13 protein-coding genes are annotated in these 17328 nt (G+C 42.9%); 4 read left to right on the top strand and 9 right to left on the bottom strand.

Annotation, left to right across the window (positions count from 1 at the left end; translation table 11 throughout):
• Positions 1-72: 72 nt before the first annotated feature.
• From AVL57_RS08370 to AVL57_RS08345, 6 genes are all read right to left on the bottom strand, one after another.
• The gene (locus AVL57_RS08370; protein WP_057792888.1) at positions 73-3228 is read right to left on the bottom strand and encodes an efflux RND transporter permease subunit; all 3156 of its coding nucleotides are present in this window, start codon (positions 3226-3228) and stop codon (positions 73-75) included.
• Between the two features lie 11 nt (positions 3229-3239).
• Complete coding sequence (locus tag AVL57_RS08365) at positions 3240-4394, bottom strand: efflux RND transporter periplasmic adaptor subunit (RefSeq protein ID WP_057792886.1); 1155 nt, start codon at positions 4392-4394, stop codon at positions 3240-3242.
• Between the two features lie 168 nt (positions 4395-4562).
• Positions 4563-5672 (bottom strand): GGDEF domain-containing protein, encoded by a 1110-nt coding sequence (locus tag AVL57_RS08360; protein WP_057792884.1) that lies wholly within the window; start codon positions 5670-5672, stop codon positions 4563-4565.
• Positions 5673-5677: 5 nt separating this feature from the next.
• Complete coding sequence (locus tag AVL57_RS08355; RefSeq protein WP_057792882.1) at positions 5678-6298, bottom strand: PqiC family protein; 621 nt, start codon at positions 6296-6298, stop codon at positions 5678-5680.
• A 113-nt stretch (positions 6299-6411) separates the two neighbouring features.
• A complete protein-coding gene (gene pqiB / locus AVL57_RS08350; RefSeq protein WP_057792880.1) occupies positions 6412-8046 on the bottom strand; it encodes an intermembrane transport protein PqiB in 1635 nt (544 codons plus the stop codon).
• Positions 8043-9038, bottom strand: coding sequence for a paraquat-inducible protein A (locus AVL57_RS08345; protein WP_231701302.1), 996 nt, complete (start codon positions 9036-9038; stop codon positions 8043-8045). Before AVL57_RS08345 ends, pqiB begins: the two co-directional genes overlap by 4 nt.
• Positions 9039-9387: 349 nt before the next feature.
• Between AVL57_RS08345 and AVL57_RS08340 the strand changes: the two genes are divergently transcribed.
• Positions 9388-10530: a hypothetical protein gene (locus AVL57_RS08340; RefSeq protein WP_057792879.1), complete on the top strand. Its 1143-nt coding sequence runs from the start codon at positions 9388-9390 to the stop codon at positions 10528-10530.
• 100 nt (positions 10531-10630) lie between these two features.
• Here AVL57_RS08340 and asnS read toward each other — a convergent pair whose 3' ends face one another.
• Positions 10631-12028, bottom strand: a complete 1398-nt coding sequence (gene asnS / locus AVL57_RS08335) for an asparagine--tRNA ligase (protein ID WP_057792877.1) — start codon at positions 12026-12028, stop codon at positions 10631-10633.
• Between the two features lie 293 nt (positions 12029-12321).
• Here asnS and AVL57_RS08330 point away from each other — a divergent pair, with 293 nt between their 5' ends.
• Entirely contained in the window at positions 12322-12717 is a 396-nt protein-coding gene (locus tag AVL57_RS08330; RefSeq protein ID WP_057792875.1) for a hypothetical protein, read from the top strand.
• Here the strand turns inward: AVL57_RS08330 and AVL57_RS08325 are convergent.
• Positions 12710-13678 carry a calcium/sodium antiporter gene (locus AVL57_RS08325; protein ID WP_057792874.1) on the bottom strand — a complete coding sequence of 323 codons (969 nt, stop codon included), beginning with the start codon at positions 13676-13678 and terminating at the stop codon, positions 12710-12712. The two genes, AVL57_RS08330 and AVL57_RS08325, sit on opposite strands and share 8 nt — an antisense overlap.
• 338 nt (positions 13679-14016) lie before the next feature.
• Here AVL57_RS08325 and AVL57_RS08320 point away from each other — a divergent pair, with 338 nt between their 5' ends.
• Complete coding sequence (locus AVL57_RS08320; RefSeq protein WP_057792872.1) at positions 14017-15516, top strand: RimK family ATP-grasp domain-containing protein; 1500 nt, start codon at positions 14017-14019, stop codon at positions 15514-15516.
• 2 nt (positions 15517-15518) lie between these two features.
• Positions 15519-16751 (top strand): GNAT family N-acetyltransferase/peptidase C39 family protein, encoded by a 1233-nt coding sequence (locus tag AVL57_RS08315; protein ID WP_057792870.1) that lies wholly within the window; start codon positions 15519-15521, stop codon positions 16749-16751.
• A 211-nt stretch (positions 16752-16962) separates the two neighbouring features.
• On the opposite strand, the gene AVL57_RS08310 is transcribed toward AVL57_RS08315, so the two are convergent.
• The gene (locus AVL57_RS08310) at positions 16963-17244 is read right to left on the bottom strand and encodes a hypothetical protein (RefSeq protein WP_057792868.1); all 282 of its coding nucleotides are present in this window, start codon (positions 17242-17244) and stop codon (positions 16963-16965) included.
• Positions 17245-17328 lie beyond the last annotated feature (84 nt).

The raw sequence follows: 17328 nt of genomic DNA, 5'->3' as shown, positions 1-17328 counted from the left end.
TTGACGACTTTAACGAGCGCGGTTGATAGGTATCAACCGCGCAGTCCACGTACTACAAAGTTAGCGGCAGCACTATCTATTTTCCATTTCCATTTCAGTATTAACATTAATATCTAAAGACGGTTTCCGTCTGAAAATTCGACTTTTTATCCACGAAAACGGTACCGCTAAGTCTAGCAAGATTAAGTACAAGCAAGGCACTAATATAAGCGTGACCAAGGTGGCGTACAGCACGGCAAAACCAAGAGCGGCCGCCATAGGCACCACGAATGCAGCCTGTAGGCTACTTTCAAACATAATGGGCAGTACACCCGCAAAGGTTGTAATCGAGGTCAGTGTAATAGCCCTAAAGCGAGCGCTTCCTGCTTCTGTTACTGCTTCTTTTACGCTGTAACCTTGGGCTCGGCGTTGATTGACAAAATCCGTCATTACCAATGAATCATTTATCACCACACCCGCTGCGGCTATTAGGCCAAAGGTGGACATCATGCTTAAATCTAGATCGAGCAAGAAATGACCCCAAATAGCACCCGTGAAGCTAAAGGGAATGACCGACATAATGATAAGTGGTTGACCATAACTTTTAAGCGGCACGGCCAAAAGGATGTAAACCATAATCATTGCGGCAAAGAAAAACAATAATTGCTCACTTTGCTGCGCTTGCTGTTCTTCAATATCGCCGCCTAATTCAGTCATCACCGATGGGAATTCTTCTTGAAGTTGCGGAAGTAGTTTCTCGCGAATTTCTTCTACTACTTCGTTTGGCTCTACCGCCTCTTCATCAATATTGCCCCATACGTAAACGCTGCGATAACCACCTTCACGGCGAATGTAGCTAATGCCTGGTTTTTCATCCAGCAAGACTACGTCGCCAAGCAATACATCACGGCCTTGGGGTGTTTTGATAACGGTATATTTCAAATCAGCAAACCGTTCCCGGGTAAATTCAGGGTAGCGCACCATTACCTTCACTTCTTCGCCATTACGAATAACCCGTTGGGCTTCGCCGCCATAGAAGCTGGCTCCTACTTGAGAGGCAATGTCAGAAAGGGTTAAACCTAAATCATAGGCTACGGGCAACATTACTAATTGCACTTCTTTGCTGGCTGGATCTATGGTTGAACTAACATCGAATAGGCCATCTTGTTGTTGCAGCATTTCAATAAACTTTAACCCTGCAGCGTTCAATGTATTGATATCTGAGCCAAATAAAAGATAGCCAAACTCGCCATCTTCGCCACCACCATTAACATCATCAATCACAGTAAATGACTTCATGCCGGGAATTTCAGGTATGGCTTCACGCCAGCGCCTTGCTAATTCGAAAGTATCAATAGGGCGTTCGTCTTCGTGCACTAAAGGAGTCAGAATTTGCCCTTGGGTACGTTCATCGTTGAAGGCGAGCCTGTCTCGGATCATGCCTGTGCCAAACTCGTCAATAACCTGCTCTTCAACATCTAAAATAGTTTGTTCTATTGTCTTTAACGCGTTTATGGTGGTTGCATCCGACACGTTTTCATTCATTTCAATGCGAACGCTAGGAAAGTCATGAGGAACTTTTGGATTAGGTACCATACGCACATAGTTTGCGTTGATTAGCCCAATGCTAATCATCAAAATACCAAAGAAAAGAAAAAATACCGCCCAGCGCCACTTCAATGCGCGTTCCACCGTGCGCTTATAAGGGCCGTTTACAAAGCCGTAGAATCGCGTGTTAAATTTATCCCGCCAGCTGCCTTTTTTGATGGGTGTAAAATGGGTATGGGCAATATGCGCAGGCAATATCAACTTTGATTCAACTAAGCTGAATGCTAAACAGAATATAACCACAATAGCGATATTATAAAAGAAAGCACCTTCAGGGCCACTACTTAAGGTAAAGGGCGCGAATACGGCAATGGTCGTCAAAACACCAAATGTAGCTGGCGTTGCAACACGCTTGGCACCACGTACTACGTTGTCGATACCTCCACCTTTACTTTCTATTTCGGTATAGGCACTTTCCCCTATAACGATGGCATCATCGACTACAATACCTAGCACCATTATGAAGGCAAACAGCGAAAGAATATTAATGCTAATGCCAAAAATAGGCATCAGCATTACGGCGCCTAAGAAGCACACGGGTAAGCCTACCATTACCCATAACGCTAGTTTAAAGCGTAAAAAGAGGGTTAGCATCAAGGCGACTAGAATTGAGCCTTGAAACAGGTTTTTTAGCATCATGTCTAAGCGAGCATTTAAGTAGTAGGTCATATCGACCAGTATTTCTAAGCTCACCCCATCTGGAAGAGTTTTATTTCGTTGCTCAATATAGGCTTTTACGGTGTTAGCAACAGGAATTGTATTTTGAGATTTAGTTGCACTTACCGACATATAAATGGCGTTTTTACCGTTATATTTAAAATAGCGTTCACCCTCGGTGAAGCCATCTTTTATTGTCGCAATGTCACCTAAAGTGACTTTGGCACCCGCTGTGCCTATTTTCACCGGGATTTGAGCAAACTCAGCCCCGCTGTAATACTGGTTTTCTACTCGAACAGAAATGATTCCGGCGTTAGTACGCAGCTGCCCAGCTGATAGATTCGTTGAATAGTTACTTATCGCTTGGCTAACATCGGCAATGCCAAGGCTGTATTTACGCAGCATTTCCGGTTTTATTTCTATTGCTATTTCATCGTCAGGTGTCGATATTTCTACTAAGGAAACATTACCTAGTTGAAGTAACTCGTCTTCAATATCTTTGGCAATAACTTTAAGTTCGGGAAGGGGTAAGTCGCCCACTAAAGGCATTTCAATAACGTCTTGTTGGAACTCAATTTGAGAGATATTTACCGGTTCCATGCCTGCAGGGAAGGTGGCGATACTGTCAACTCTTAACTTTACTTTATCAAGAACATCCGTCAGTTTTTCATCGGTATCAATTTCTAGAGTTACTGTTCCTGAATCACGAAAAGCACGGGCTACCGTTTTTTTAATTTCGGTGACGTCTTTTAACGATTCCTCTACTTTAATAAGAATACTTTCTTCTATTTCTTGAGGAGAAGCACCAGGATATTGTGCCGACACCGTAATATAGTTTATTTCGATGTTAGGGAACATTTGGCGCTGAATAGTAAAGTAACTGGCCAAACCCATCAAAATGATAAATATCATTAAAAGGTTAGCGGCCACTGCATTATTGGCAAACCACGCGATGATGCCGGTTTCTGAATTCGTTTTATTCATTGGCGGCGCTCCTATTTAGCGGTGGTGCTGTTCGCCACAAAATCAGCGCTATTATCGATGACCTTTACTTCCATGCCATTTTGCGGGTACTCAGGTAATGACATCACCACTTTTTTAGGATTGAAATCACCTTGAATAAGAAAGTCGCTACCATCTTCACGAATAACCTCAATTTTTTGCGAGACCAACTTACTTTTCTCATCAATTGTCCAAAGCGTACGGTTGGTAACCAATTCCTGAGGAATACGGTATACATCCTCTAACCTTTTACCCTTAAAGCTAATCGTGGTGTATGTACCGAATTTAACAATAGGTTTATTTTGATTTAAGGCGTAGGGGTCTTCAATTCTTGCAACAAAATGTGTCATACGGGTGGCACTATCGATAACCCCAGTGTCGCGATGGATAGTGGCGGTAACCTGTGTTTTGCTTAAATCATCTAGGGTAAGTATCGCTTTGGTACCTAAGGTGTTTTCATCTAAGAATGCACGGTCGAAGCCAGCGATAGGGAAGGTGATTTCTGCCTGTTCAATATTATAGATAACCGCTGCGGTCATCCCTTGGGTAACGTAATCACCAGTACTGATATCTCTAGAAATAATTAGGGCATCATAAGGTGCAGTCACTTCGCAGTTATCTAAATCGCGCTTAGCAATTTTGAGTTGAGCTTCTGCTGATTTAACTGATGCTTGTGCGCTCATGACCTGTGGTTTTCTAAGGTACAAGTCGGTGATCCTCGCATCGGGCATAGTCTTGGCTTCTTGTGCCGCTACATCTGCTTGTGCTTGTTCTTGTATTAATTGAGCTTGAGCACTGGAAAGGTTAGCTTGCGCGAGTAATAACGCGGCCTCGTAGGCATCTTTTTCTATCGAGAACAACAATTCACCTCGACGGATTAAACCGCCACTCACAAATTTTGGATTCCAAGACTCAACTTCGCCAGACACCTGTGCAGCAAGATTGGTACTTTCTAGAGGTTGCACTTCACCGTAAGAAGATAATGTGATGACAGAACTTTCAACATCTATCTGCTCGATAGTGACGGTGGGGCGAGTGTCTACCGCTTCTGTTATAGCTGAATCTGAAGCCGATGCCTCAATGCCTTTCATTATAAAATAACTTATTGCCAGAATAGCAACAGGAAGTATGAATTTCATCCATTTCATAAACGAGTCTTCGTTGAAAAAATTAGCTGAGGGTAGTGTAACGCCAAACTGTTTCTAATTTATTCATCAATTGTAACTAAACGTGAGCCAACAAAGTGAAAGCCCAAGAACAAGTATTATCAGAAATTAACAGTGTATATGAGAAGCATCGCCAAGCGTCGATGTATATTATAGATTGCTTTTACTGGTTAGCTCAGATGCGGCACATACTTTATTTCTGCCGTCACGTTTTGCTCGATATAAGGCTTGATCGGCTAAATTTAATGCTGTTGTAAGAGATATTAACGACGTTACTTCGCACACTCCAAAACTTGATGTGACGCGATGAGATTTCCCATCCACTGAAATTGCTTTCGCACTCAGATTTTCTCTTATTTGTTCGGTAACTAATTGAGCATCCTTCTCATTGGTTTCTGGAAAAATAAATAAAAATTCTTCACCGCCCCATCGTGAGAGCCCATCCTGTGTTCGTAGTCGACGGCTAAAAACTTCCGCAACTTGTTTTAATACCTCATCACCGGCGTCATGCCCAAAGGTGTCATTAATCGATTTAAATCTATCAATATCAGCGAGCGCGATAGAGAAAGGCTTCTTGTTTCGCTGCATTCTACTGATTTCTTGTTCGAGCTGCTGTTGCCCGCCTCGTCGATTTAGAATGGTTGTTAGGGGGTCATAACGGGCTTGTCGTTCGAACTGTTCGCTCAAATATAATGCGGTAGAATAACTGCGTTGGCGGCTGTATTCGTAAAAAGCAGACAGAAAAGAGATAGTGATAAATGAATAAATGAGTCGGGTCTTAAACTCGTAAGAGTATTCAGTAGCTAGCAACGCGTTATCAGGGGTAAATAATATAACAATAACTAAAGTGATAAACCCCGTCAGAGCAAAGAGTCCACGGCGAAAGCCAGTAAAAAACATGGTCACTGGAGGCACTGTAAAAATCCATAGGGGTCCAGTACCCGCATTGCCGCCAGTGATAACAAGTATGAGCATCAGAGACATCAGGCATACAATAATTACCATGGCAGAAATAATACTGCCTTGCTTGGCGCCTATCATAGATTGTATTTTATGTGAAATAGCAAAAAGAATACTGGCCGACAACAACACACAAGCGAGCAGAGTATCTTGTGCAAATAACGCTCTTAATCCCAAGAAAAAAGTTAACCCCATACCTACAGCTGAAAACATATTTACTACTCTGATCCGACGATTTACGTCATCAGATAACGAGTTATGTGTTCCGAATTCTATAAACTTTCTTATCGGGTTAAGCATAAGTGTTACTTTTGTACCGAACTAATATTGTTAGCTATATCTGTTGCTAGGGCATTAATAGCTTCTCGCATAACTTCAATACTGGCTGGGAAACCATCGGTTGAGAGAGGAAGTATATACTCAAAATCGTTAGCAGACTGTGAGTCATTGATATGCTTTATAATGTATTGCCCGCGCAGAATGATATCGCCTTGCCATGTAGCAATAAAGTCATCTATCTGAAGGGTTAAATAGTCATTTACTTCTTTGGTGTTTACATTATGGATAACTAGCTTCACGTTTTGTGTTCGCAAGGCTGCTTTCAATGACTTTGTGATACCTTCATCAAGGGGCTCAGCCCAGAGGTGCTCTGTCGCGATATGTAAACTCGTAGAGCTTGTCTGATAAACAAGGCCTCGTTGTTTTAAATAATCGGGTAGGACAATTTTGTTTATTAATAAACGATGTGGGGCAGATGCATACTGAGTCGCAGAAGGCGATGTTGTTGAATGAAGCAAGTAATATTGCAACGCGCTGCCAGATGATGCGCAGCCTATTAACGAAGCGCCAGCAAGCAAAGCGAACCCTAGCCTTGCTTTACTCATGCTGCAAACAAGTGCGTTCCAATAATTAATAAAAATTTTCATTGTTATCCTTTTACTACTTGCTCAGAAGCTTACCCTCGTGCGTACACCTTTGTTGATGAAACCCACAATGCTTTTGCGTATTTTCGTGTTTGGTTGGTAAAGTTTCTAATTCGCTAATTTTTTGCTTTTGGTTCAATACCGGAGCTATTGCTATCAGTAAAAATTAAACTATTCGGTGACTGATTCAGCTTTAATAACAAAGGCTGAAGATTGCGCATAGTATCTTGCATCGTATCTACCGTTTCTTTAATTTCAGATTGGCTCAAGCCGCCTTCACTGTAATTTTTTAACAAGCTGTCTAAGCTTAGCAATACTTGATTTAAGTTAGTATTGAGTAGCTCCGTATCTACATTTGCAATCAGCACATCAAAGTCATCACTTGCCGTTTCAACGGATTGAGCCGCCAGTTTCATGTCTTCTACGGCCAACAGCACATTCGATACCATATCACCCAATGGCAATTGATTAATCTTGTCTAAAATAGCATCTGCTTTTTGGGTAATCTGCGTAAACTCGTTAGACACGGTTGGAATAACTTCGTAACCGTTCAGCATCGCTATTTCGTTACTATCATCGGGCTTTGAAACGTGTTGTAAGTCTACAAAAAGGCCGCCTGTGAGTACATTACCCATTCGAAGGGTAGCCCTTAAATCTTTTCGAAGCCAATTGCGCATGGTTTGCTTGATGGCATTGAGACCTTCTTCCGTATCTGGTTGTCTAACTTTTCCTGGGTAGATGTTAATAATGACGGGGATGGGGTAGTCCCGTTCAAGGATATTGCCTTCTACGGCGGGAAACGAGTTAATAGCCATCACGTTACCAATCTCTATTCCTCGATATTCAACGGGGGCGCCTACGGTAAGTCCACGTACACTTTCATCAACTAAAAGCACATATTCAGCGGCAAGTTTGTAGCGGGCATTTGACGCAGTAGTAACATCGCCGTAAATAGTAAAAGAGGCATTTTCAACAACACGTTCACCAATCTGAACACCTTCAGGAACACCGAAGGTAATACCGTTGGCTAATAGGGTTTCTAAACTGCCGGTTTCCATTTTTACACCGCTAGATTCAAGCTTAAGCTTAACGCCGCTCACATCCCAAAATCGGGTGTTCTCGGTAATAAGTTTATGATACGGCGCTTCAATAAATGCATCGTAGTAGACCACACGCTCTTCAATATTAAACACCGCATCTTCAAACTCACCCACTTTGAAGCCCTTATAAATGATGGGATCACCCGGTTTATAAGCAAACTCATCATCGCTTTGCAAGATTACGTGCAACCCCGGCGTGCCGGCTGGTGTTACCGGAGGGCGCTCTAGGGCGATAAAATTAAGCTGTTCTTTGCCACTGTCATTCGCTGCCATGGCGATATAGCTGCCAGAAAGTAAGGTGTTTAGGCCTGATACTTCTGAAAAACTGATCCGCGGGGCGACCACCCAAAAATCACTTTTATCGGTAAGGAGATGTGAGGCATTAGCATCTATACGCGCAGTCACTAATACACCATCTAAGTCGGGCTTAAGCGTGATTTTTTTTACTTGGCCCACATCCAAATCCCGCACTTTGATAGGGGTTTTGTTAACTTCAATACCGGTAGCAGATTGTAACTCAATGGTAATGAGAGGCCCCTGATTTTTCCATTGCTGATAAACCATCCAGCCACCAACCACTACCACCAATATGGGAATAATCCATATGCGAGAGATTGATTTTGTAGACGTGATTTTTGCCTCTTCTGTCATGGTAGTTGTTTCCAGTGCTGCCAAATAAGCCGTGAATCAAATGTCATAGCGGCTATCATCGTAGTGAAGACCACCGCACAAAACGCAAGCGCTGCGGGGCCAGGAAAAATAGAAAGTGTATTACCCATCTGAATTAGTGCAACTAATACCGCGACCACAAAAACGTCAATCATTGACCAACGACCAATAGCTTCTGTTATGCGGTAATAGCGAATGCGTAATTGTGTAGAGCCCGTTCTGCCAAGTTGAACACTTAAATTCAACCAACAAAGAATGATAATTTTGGCTACTGGCACTACTACGCTTGCCACTAAAATAATAATGGCGATGGGGTATGAGCCCCCCTCCCACAGAGTAATCACGCCACCAATAATGGTATTTGGGGTTTCTTGACCAAAAAACTCAGTTCGCATAATGGGCAATACGTTCGCGGGGATATACAAAATAGTTGCGGTAAGCAGCAGCGCCCAAGTGCGTTGTATACTGCTACTGGCTTGTTTTTCTTCTAAAGGTTTTGGCGGTGGTAACTCGCCTTCGTGTAGCCACAATGCAAACCCTGTACTGTCGAAGTTCGACATTGATAGGGCCATAAATGCGGTAAAGCCAATAAACGCATAAAAAGACATACCAATAGCCACATCGGCTAGTTCGGTGACTTTTATTAAGCTTACTAATGTTCCCACTAAGAATATTTCGGCCATACTCCACGGTAGCAGGGCTCTCACCCAATAAAACATCCGCTTAATAAACGGCGTTCTCGCATTGTTTAAATGTGCTAACCCAAGGGTAATAAAACCTAAAAGCACCATGCCGGGTAAAATTAATGTCGCTAAGCCGGTAATAATAGCCAAGGATAAATAGTCGTTTTCCATTAACACGGAAAGACCACCGGGAAGATCGATACTGTGCTTCTGACCACTTGATTTAAAAGTCAAAAAGTTAAAAGGTAGGGATAGGGCTAGAAAAACAAACGCACTTATTGAAAATGCCAAAAGCCGCTCGCTCGCATTTCTCTTGAATGTGAGCAAGGTATGATGACATCGAGGACATATTGCTCGTTCCCGATGATTTAACTCTGGCAAAACAACGCGATGATGGCATTGTTCGCAAACGAGGGTTAACCTAGTACCTTCAGCCATAGGAGTAAAAAAACAAACGCCTTATTCTAAATGGAAACATTGAACTGTAGAACCAAGCTTTAGCGCCGGATTGTAAACCCAAACTATAAAAACGACGGTTAAACCGTTGAAATGTAATTGTTAACAGAATAGCGTATTCCACGGTTAGCGGGAAGCTTCGCTGATAAGTACAACTAAAAATAATCACAATATAAGACATTACATGAGCATAATAATTCAAATCCAGCGCCGCCTAGGGGTGTTCAAGCGTATAGTTAGTCGAAGATTGCTGAGACGAACATCAGGGGTAGTCAGGTTTTGGCAAAGCCTAAATTTAGCACAGCGTTGTTATGCTGCCGCAACCTTGGTGTTTTTTAGCGCACTGTTCTTCGGCCTTCAAGGTAGCTTTTATAAAGTCGTAATAGGTGTATTGGTCACTATTGCCATACTTTACGAATTCTGGCCTAGGTTCATGCTGGTCTGGAATAGCTTACCAGGTAGAGCCTTTATCCTGTTTATTTATGCCGTAATTGCTAATTTTGCATTGGCTTCGGCAAGTGGGTTAGTGAATAGTGTTTCGGGTGTAAGTGCCGCGTCTCTGCCCTACAGTCATAATTTTGCCATTATCCTGATGCTTCCAAGTTGGTTTTTTATAACCACTCTGTTAGCTCTGGTTCTAGTCCAATTACTCATGCCACTGTATTTGCTCGTACTACTTTTGCTCAAGCCTTTTGGCGTTCATGGATTGTGGCATGCGCCAGAATATAGATTCGTGTTTACCACCGCTTTGATTCGTTATGGATGGATGCTATTGGTATTGGTTAAAGTGGTAGAGGTGTCGATGGAGTCTGGTATTGTTAGTTTTTTCTCAGATACCCCTTCAAAGCTCGTATCAACTAGTTCAAAAGTAAAGGATAAGGGGGTGATTGCTGCTCAAATCGGTAACCCAACAAAGCCAGTAACGTTGGCAGAGGCTGCTAACAGTATAAAAGCACAGATAAAGGCGGAGTTAGAAGATGAATTTAAACCTGCTACTGCGCTTGAAGCCGATTTAAACACTTTACCAGAATCCCTATCGGGAAACGCTTCTGAAACCACAACCGAAGAAGAGCGAGTGGTTGGCTTTGACCTTTCAGCCCAAGGAGCAGCGTTTCGACTTATGCAAAAGCAGTTGCTCGCTGAGTTTATCTTTAATTATGAAGCTGATGAATTTTCTCGCTGTGCTAACCCCGAAGGTACGCGGGTAGTGGAATTGAACGATTATGAAATTTTAACAATTCGTCCTTTGAAAAACGATGATATTGGCTACACCTATACCGTAATACCATGCCGCTCAGCGGCCATTGGTAATGACGTTACGCCATAATAGATTAGCTTGAAACAATGCGCAGTAAGAAACGCTAAATGAAGGTAACAAAAAAGCCAGCACAAGGTGCTGGCTTTACATACACAAGATTAACCGCAATTTAGAAGCTAGCGTTACCTGGTGTGCGTGGGAATGGAATAACATCACGCACGTTTTGCATACCAGTAACATAAGCGACTAAGCGCTCGAAACCTAGTCCGAAGCCAGAGTGCGGTACGGTGCCATAACGGCGAAGGTCGCGATACCATGCATAGTCTTCTTTCGACAATTCCATTTCTTCCAAACGGGCGTCAAAAACATCAAGGCGTTCTTCACGCTGCGAACCACCAATAATCTCACCAATACCTGGTGCAAGTACGTCCATAGCGGCAACGGTTTTGCCGTCGTCGTTAATACGCATATAGAATGCTTTAATATCCTTAGGATAGTTTTGCATAATGATAGGTGCACCAACGTGTTCTTCGGCTAAATAGCGCTCATGCTCTGAAGACAAATCAATTCCCCACTCAACAGGAAATTCAAAGGTTTTGCCGCAGTTTTGTAAAATGTCGATTGCGTCTGTGTAGTCCATGCGAACAAAGTCAGAACTCACTAACTTTTCTAAGCGTTCAACAGCATCTTTTTTAATACGTTGAGCAAAGAAGTTCATGTCATCTGGCAGTTCATCAAGCACGGCTTTACACACATATTTCAGCATGTCTTCAGCTAACTGAGCAATATCGCTCAAATCAGCAAAGGCAACTTCCGGCTCAATCATCCAGAACTCAGCCAAGTGGCGAGAGGTGTTTGAGTTTTCTGCGCGGAAAGTAGGCCCAAAGGTATAAACCTTAGACATGGCTGTACAATAGGTTTCAACGTTTAACTGACCCGAAACGGTAAGGTAGGTTTCTTTACCGAAGAAATCTTCTGAGTAATCAACGTTACCTTTGTCGTCTAATGGCAGGTTCATCATATCTAATGTAGATACGCGGAACATTTCACCAGCGCCTTCTGTGTCACTTGCCGTTAAAATTGGGGTAGATACCCAAAAATGGCCGCGCTCATGGAAGAAGCGATGAATGGCTTGTGATAGACAGTTACGCACACGCGTTACCGCACCAATTACATTAGTACGAGGGCGCAGGTGAGCGTATTCTCTTAAGTACTCGATACTGTGTCGCTTCGCTGACATTGGGTAAGTATCTGGATTTTCTACCCAGCCTAATACCTCAACCTCAGTTGCTTCAATTTCTACCGATTGGCCTTGGCCCTGAGAGGCTTTTACTACACCAGTTACCGATAGTGAGCAGCTTGCTGTTAAACGCTGTACGTCAGCGTAATTTGACAGAGAACTCAGTGCTACCACTTGAATAGGGTCAAAGCAACTACCATCGTGTAGTGCTATAAAAGATAACCCAGCCTTAGAGTCGCGGCGTGTTCTTACCCAACCTTTAACGGTTACCGATTCGCCAACTGCGTACTTACCTTTAAGTACGTCGACAACGGGCGCATGCGTCATGTTAATTTCTCCGTCTCACTGATTTATGCTGTTTTGTGTCATTGTTCCACAAGCAACAACAATGTGCATTTGCACTAATAATGGTTTTTACGTCAATCTTTTGGATTTTCTGCCGATAATTCAGCATGTTTTAGAATTTTCATCCTGAAAAAGCGAGATAGCACCTAGTCATTTCAAAAACGCGAGAATGGCGTTTACAAAAAGACTAAAAATAAATACCGCTAATCACGCATAATCCAATAGCACGCTAGTATACTCAACCTAAAGCGGGATGCCAGAGAACAGAGTGACAAATGGGAAATAAATATAATCCGTACGGTGTTGAAGAGCGACGTTCAAGGCCTAGAACCGAAACAAATTTCTTTCGCGTGATGCTGGCTCTCAATGTAATAGGTTGGTTGGCACTAGTAGTAACCTTGGTTCTATTTCATTTTGCTCGCCCCGACTTTATCAGCGGTGTTCAAGAATACTGGGGCATTGAAGGCGACACAGGGTGGTCGGCTGAATATGTAAAAGCCATGCAAATCATGCTGCAAGTATGTTTGTTGGTAAGTTTGGTTAGTATTGTAATGCGCGCCCGCCGCAGCAGGCGGCAGGGCGATCAGTTTGGTTTTAATTTATTCGTATTGGCCAGCATAGCTGTTATTAGCCTTATTACGCTGGCCACTACCATGGGAGCCGCTACATAAAGGCGATGCTAATGAGCCAATAAGTGTAAATGGCGTAAGCTGCCACAAATGCCCCTCCTTCTACTCGGTTTAAGCGCCCTTGACGCTTGTAGCCAATGCAAAATACAAACAGTGCTATTGTAGCTGCCAACATTACGACAACATCGCGATATAAGAAGTCAGCACTTACCGACATAGGCTGAATAGTACCTGCAATACCTACCACGGCGAGGGTGTTGAACATATTCGAGCCAATAACATTTCCCAAGGCCAAATCGTGCTCACCTTTTTTCACTGCGATAAGCGATGAAGCAAGTTCAGGCAACGACGTACCAATTGCAATAACCGTTAAGCCAATAATAGTATCGCTAACGCCAAAGAAGGTGGCTACTTCAACAGCACCCCACACTAACATACGAGAGCTGGCTACTAGCAAGAGTAGGCCCGTAAGAAGCCATACTATATGGGTTTTGATTGTACCTTCAGATGCATTTATTTCCTCACTGTATTCATCGGCTAGTTTGTCTTTACTGCCTTGCATCCCATGCCAAATACTCCATGAAATAAGCAGTACAAACAGGCCAAGTAATGAGAAAGCATCATCCTTTGATACCGATTGGTCTAGCACCTGCCAAGAAGCGAAAAAGGTAATACCCAGTAATACAGGAATTTCCTTTTTAATAATGTTCGATTTAACCGCTATAGGGCTGATAAGTGCGGTTAATCCTAAAATAAGCAGTATGTTAGCAATGTTCGAGCCGTAGGCATTACCTAAAGCAATACCTGAATTACCTTGAATGGCAGCGAAGATAGAGACAATGATTTCAGGGGCTGATGTTCCAAAACCAATAATCAGCATACCAATAAGAAGCGGGGACACGCCAAAGTGATTGGCAACGGATGCCGCGCCACCCACAAATTTCCCTGCACTCCATAGCAAAACCGGCAGCCCAATAAGAATGGCTAAACTGGCTAATAACATACAATCTCCTACTTGTTTCTCTGAAATCTACTCGCAGTATAAATTATAAAAAGTTAAGTAAAAACAACAGTATTCTTAGGCTGTTTCCTTGTTTTAGCTGAGCTTCAATCACCGTCTAGCGCTTTTAGCGAGCGACTGCGCTTCGCCATAAATAACCCTGCGAGATAGATTAGTTTTCGTTGTCTTAACGATGAAAAAAAGCCGTGCTCAATTCACTTTGCAATTTTCACTTTCGGCGTAAACTTAGCGCCATTCTTACTTGAGTAGTGGTGAGCATTATTCTTAATGCCGCACTTCTCGAATTGTAACTTACTTAATATTATTTAGAAGCGAATTACATGCACAATACGTTGATTGTGGCTGACGATGTTACGCCATTTAGCGAAACAGCGTTAACGGTACTTACCTTTCAAGATTACTTGGCGGAGTTTCCGAAACTTAATGAACCGAAAATACGGGTAATAAACCTGTGTGACACTACCCGCTATTTAAGCCAAGGGTATTACTGTTCATTGTTGGCGCAGGCGCGTAATCATTTGGTATTACCCGGCGTAAATACCATTAACGACCTTCGACTAGCAGAAGCACGTAGTGTAGATAGACTACCTTTTGCGTTGTCGTTACCCGTTGATGAAGTTGATATTCCTGCTTCGCCTTTATTGGTACTTTTTGGTGAAGTTAAAGATCAGCGTTTTAAGCGAGTTGCCCGTCAAGCGTTTGAAAAGTATCCATGTCCGATTTTACTACTTACCCTGACAGCGACTGATTCCCATGCGAACAAGAAGATCAGTAAAAAAGTAAGTGGCAAACACAACGTAGTTGGCTTTGCTGATATTGCGGCTAAGCCTTTTACTGCGCTAGATAGCAAACAACAGCAGTTGTGTATTGCTCAGTTAGAAAGCTACACCACGAAACAATGGCGTGCCTCTAAAGCAAGTAAACGCACTCGTTGGGATATGGCTATTTTAGTTAATCCTGATGAGTCGACGCCACCTAGCGACGAAAAAGCGATTCGCCACTTTGTAAAAGCGGCTGAAAAGGTGGGATTTAGAGCCAATGTGGTTTCACGTTTATCGCCTGAAGATTTGGGACACTATGACGCGTTATTTATTCGTGAAACTACGGCAATAGACCATCACACCTATCGTTTAGCCAGAGCGGCTGAGCGAGAAGGGGTGATAGTGATGGATGATACCCAGTCTATATTGCGCTGTTGCAACAAAGTGTTTTTACAAGATGCTTTTACGTATCAAAAAGTACCGGCACCGAAAGCTATGTTTGTGTCGAATTCTGATGATGAAACCTGCGATAAGCTTATAGAGGAGTTTGGCTTACCTTTGGTACTGAAGTTACCGGAAAGCTCGTTTTCTCGTGGTGTGCACAAAGCAGAAAACCGTGATGTGTTAAAAGCACGCTTGGTTGAAATGTTGGCTGAATCAGCCTTAGTGCTGGTTCAAGAATACATCTTTACCGAGTTTGATTGGCGTATTGGTATGTTAGGCGGTAAGCCGATTTATGCCTGTCAGTATTTTATGGCGCGTAACCATTGGCAAATATATCACCATCAAGGTGAGCGTTTTTCATCCGGTGGCTTTACAACAATGCCAACCTTTGAAGTACCAAAGCCAGTGCTACAGGCAGCAATTAAAGCAGCAAAAGTAGTGGGTGATGGCTTATACGGCGTAGACATCAAGCATTCTGGCAATCAGGTATACGTGATTGAAGTTAACGACAACCCAAGTATAGATGCTGGGGTTGAAGACAAATATTTAGGTAAAGCCTTGTATGAGTTAATTATGCAGGAGTTTGCTGACAGACTAGAGCGACGAGGGCGATAAGCATGAAGAGTGCACTTGCGTCTGAATACAGTGGCATGCCGTCTGAATACAATAAGCTGTCGCCTGAACATAAAAGTGATCGTGAGGCTGAAATGAATACAGCTAAAACCATTCAGTTGAGAAAAGCCACGTTAGAGGATGTGAAACAAATACAGCACATCGAAAACACGTGTTTTAAAAGCGATAAGCTGAATGTTCGTCGCTTTCGATTTTACGTTACGGCTAAACATGCTGAATTTTATATTGCCGAGCACCACACCGCACAAGGAATTATCCTAGCGGGTTATGGATTATTGTTACTTCGTAGAGGCACGCAACTCACCCGGCTGTATTCAATTGCGGTGTTACCAGAAGCCCGTGGTTTGGGAATAGCTGAAAAGTTAATAACAATATTAGGGGAGCAGGCGTTAGCCAAGGGAAAGCGCTTTATGCGCCTAGAAGTGTCTGCGGACAATAAGGGCGCTATTTCACTTTACCAACGGCTAGGTTTTAAACAGTTTGGTATGTACGTTGATTATTACGACGACCATTCAAACGCGTTACGTATGCAGAAGGTATTGGTGTCATCGAAAGCCATGTCTCATGCTATATACCCTTGGTATCAGCAAACGACTGAATTTACCTGCGGGCCATCGGCATTAATGATGGCCATGTGTTCATTGCAAAAAAAATGCGAAATGAACCAGCAAAAAGAATTGGCGATTTGGCGTACAGCGACCACAATATTTATGACGTCAGGCCATGGTGGCTGCCACCCTATTGGGTTGGCGTTGGCGGCGCAAATAGAGGGGTTTACCGCAGAGGTGTTAATAAACCAGCCTTTGCCGTTATTTGTAGATGGCGTAAGAAGTGAACATAAAAAACATATTGTTGGGCAAGTAGAAGCAGACTTTTTGCATCAGGCGCAAAAAAGTAAAATGGCTATTACTACCGAAGAGTGGCGAGTAGATACCATTGAGCAAGCGCTAGATGCTGGCAAAGCGGTGGTGTGCCTAATAAGCACTTATGCATTTGATAAGAAAAAAGCACCACATTGGGTGGCTATTACCAGTTACGATGAGCAATGTTTTTATTTGCACGATCCGGATGCTGACGATGGCGATAGTCAAAACGAGAGTCAGCGTGTTGAATTTCAACACATTCCGGTGGCACGAGACGACTTTGTTCGTTTAGCCAGTTACGGTACACGTAAAGTCCGCACACTGGTGCTGCTGTCTACAAAAGCTGCTATCTAGAGAACTGCTCGCTAAAGAGCTGCTGATTAAAAACGGCTGCTTGAAAACTTATTTCTAAAGCTTCTGTAACTATACAGGAGTAACTGAGTAGCCAAAATTGTACTAACAATAAAAGGCGCGGTTGTTTCATAAAGCCAAGGAACGCAAACTTAAGGTCGACTTAAAAAGCCTAAGTTTAAAAGCCTTGAGTTAGGAAAACGAAGCGCCTTTATTAGTGCCTTACCTGTGCAATCGTTACTTCTTCATTCAACGCGTTCAAGCGGCTAACTAAACCTGATAGTTCTTTAATTGAACCAGAGTAGGCGAGGTGCTTACTGGTATGTTGGCCCTTTACCGCAGATTTAAAAATGGCTGTGCTTTCGAAGCAGGCTGTTTTCTTGTCAAGTGCGTCCCACTCGGTCTGAAGCTCAGTTGGAATGCAATGACGTTTTGCACTAATTTTGTCTTTTATTTGCAACACTTTCCCAATAAGTAATTGTGCGTCAGTAGGCATGATTATTCTTCCTTACTATTTAACTAACTATAATATTTACGTTTTTTTGTAATTGGCGCGATATTTTTACGCTAAATAAAGAAA

The sequence above is a fragment of the Alteromonas stellipolaris genome (genome assembly GCF_001562115.1).
Classification (GTDB): domain Bacteria; phylum Pseudomonadota; class Gammaproteobacteria; order Enterobacterales; family Alteromonadaceae; genus Alteromonas; species Alteromonas stellipolaris.
This window is presented reverse-complemented; position numbering and strand designations above follow the sequence as displayed.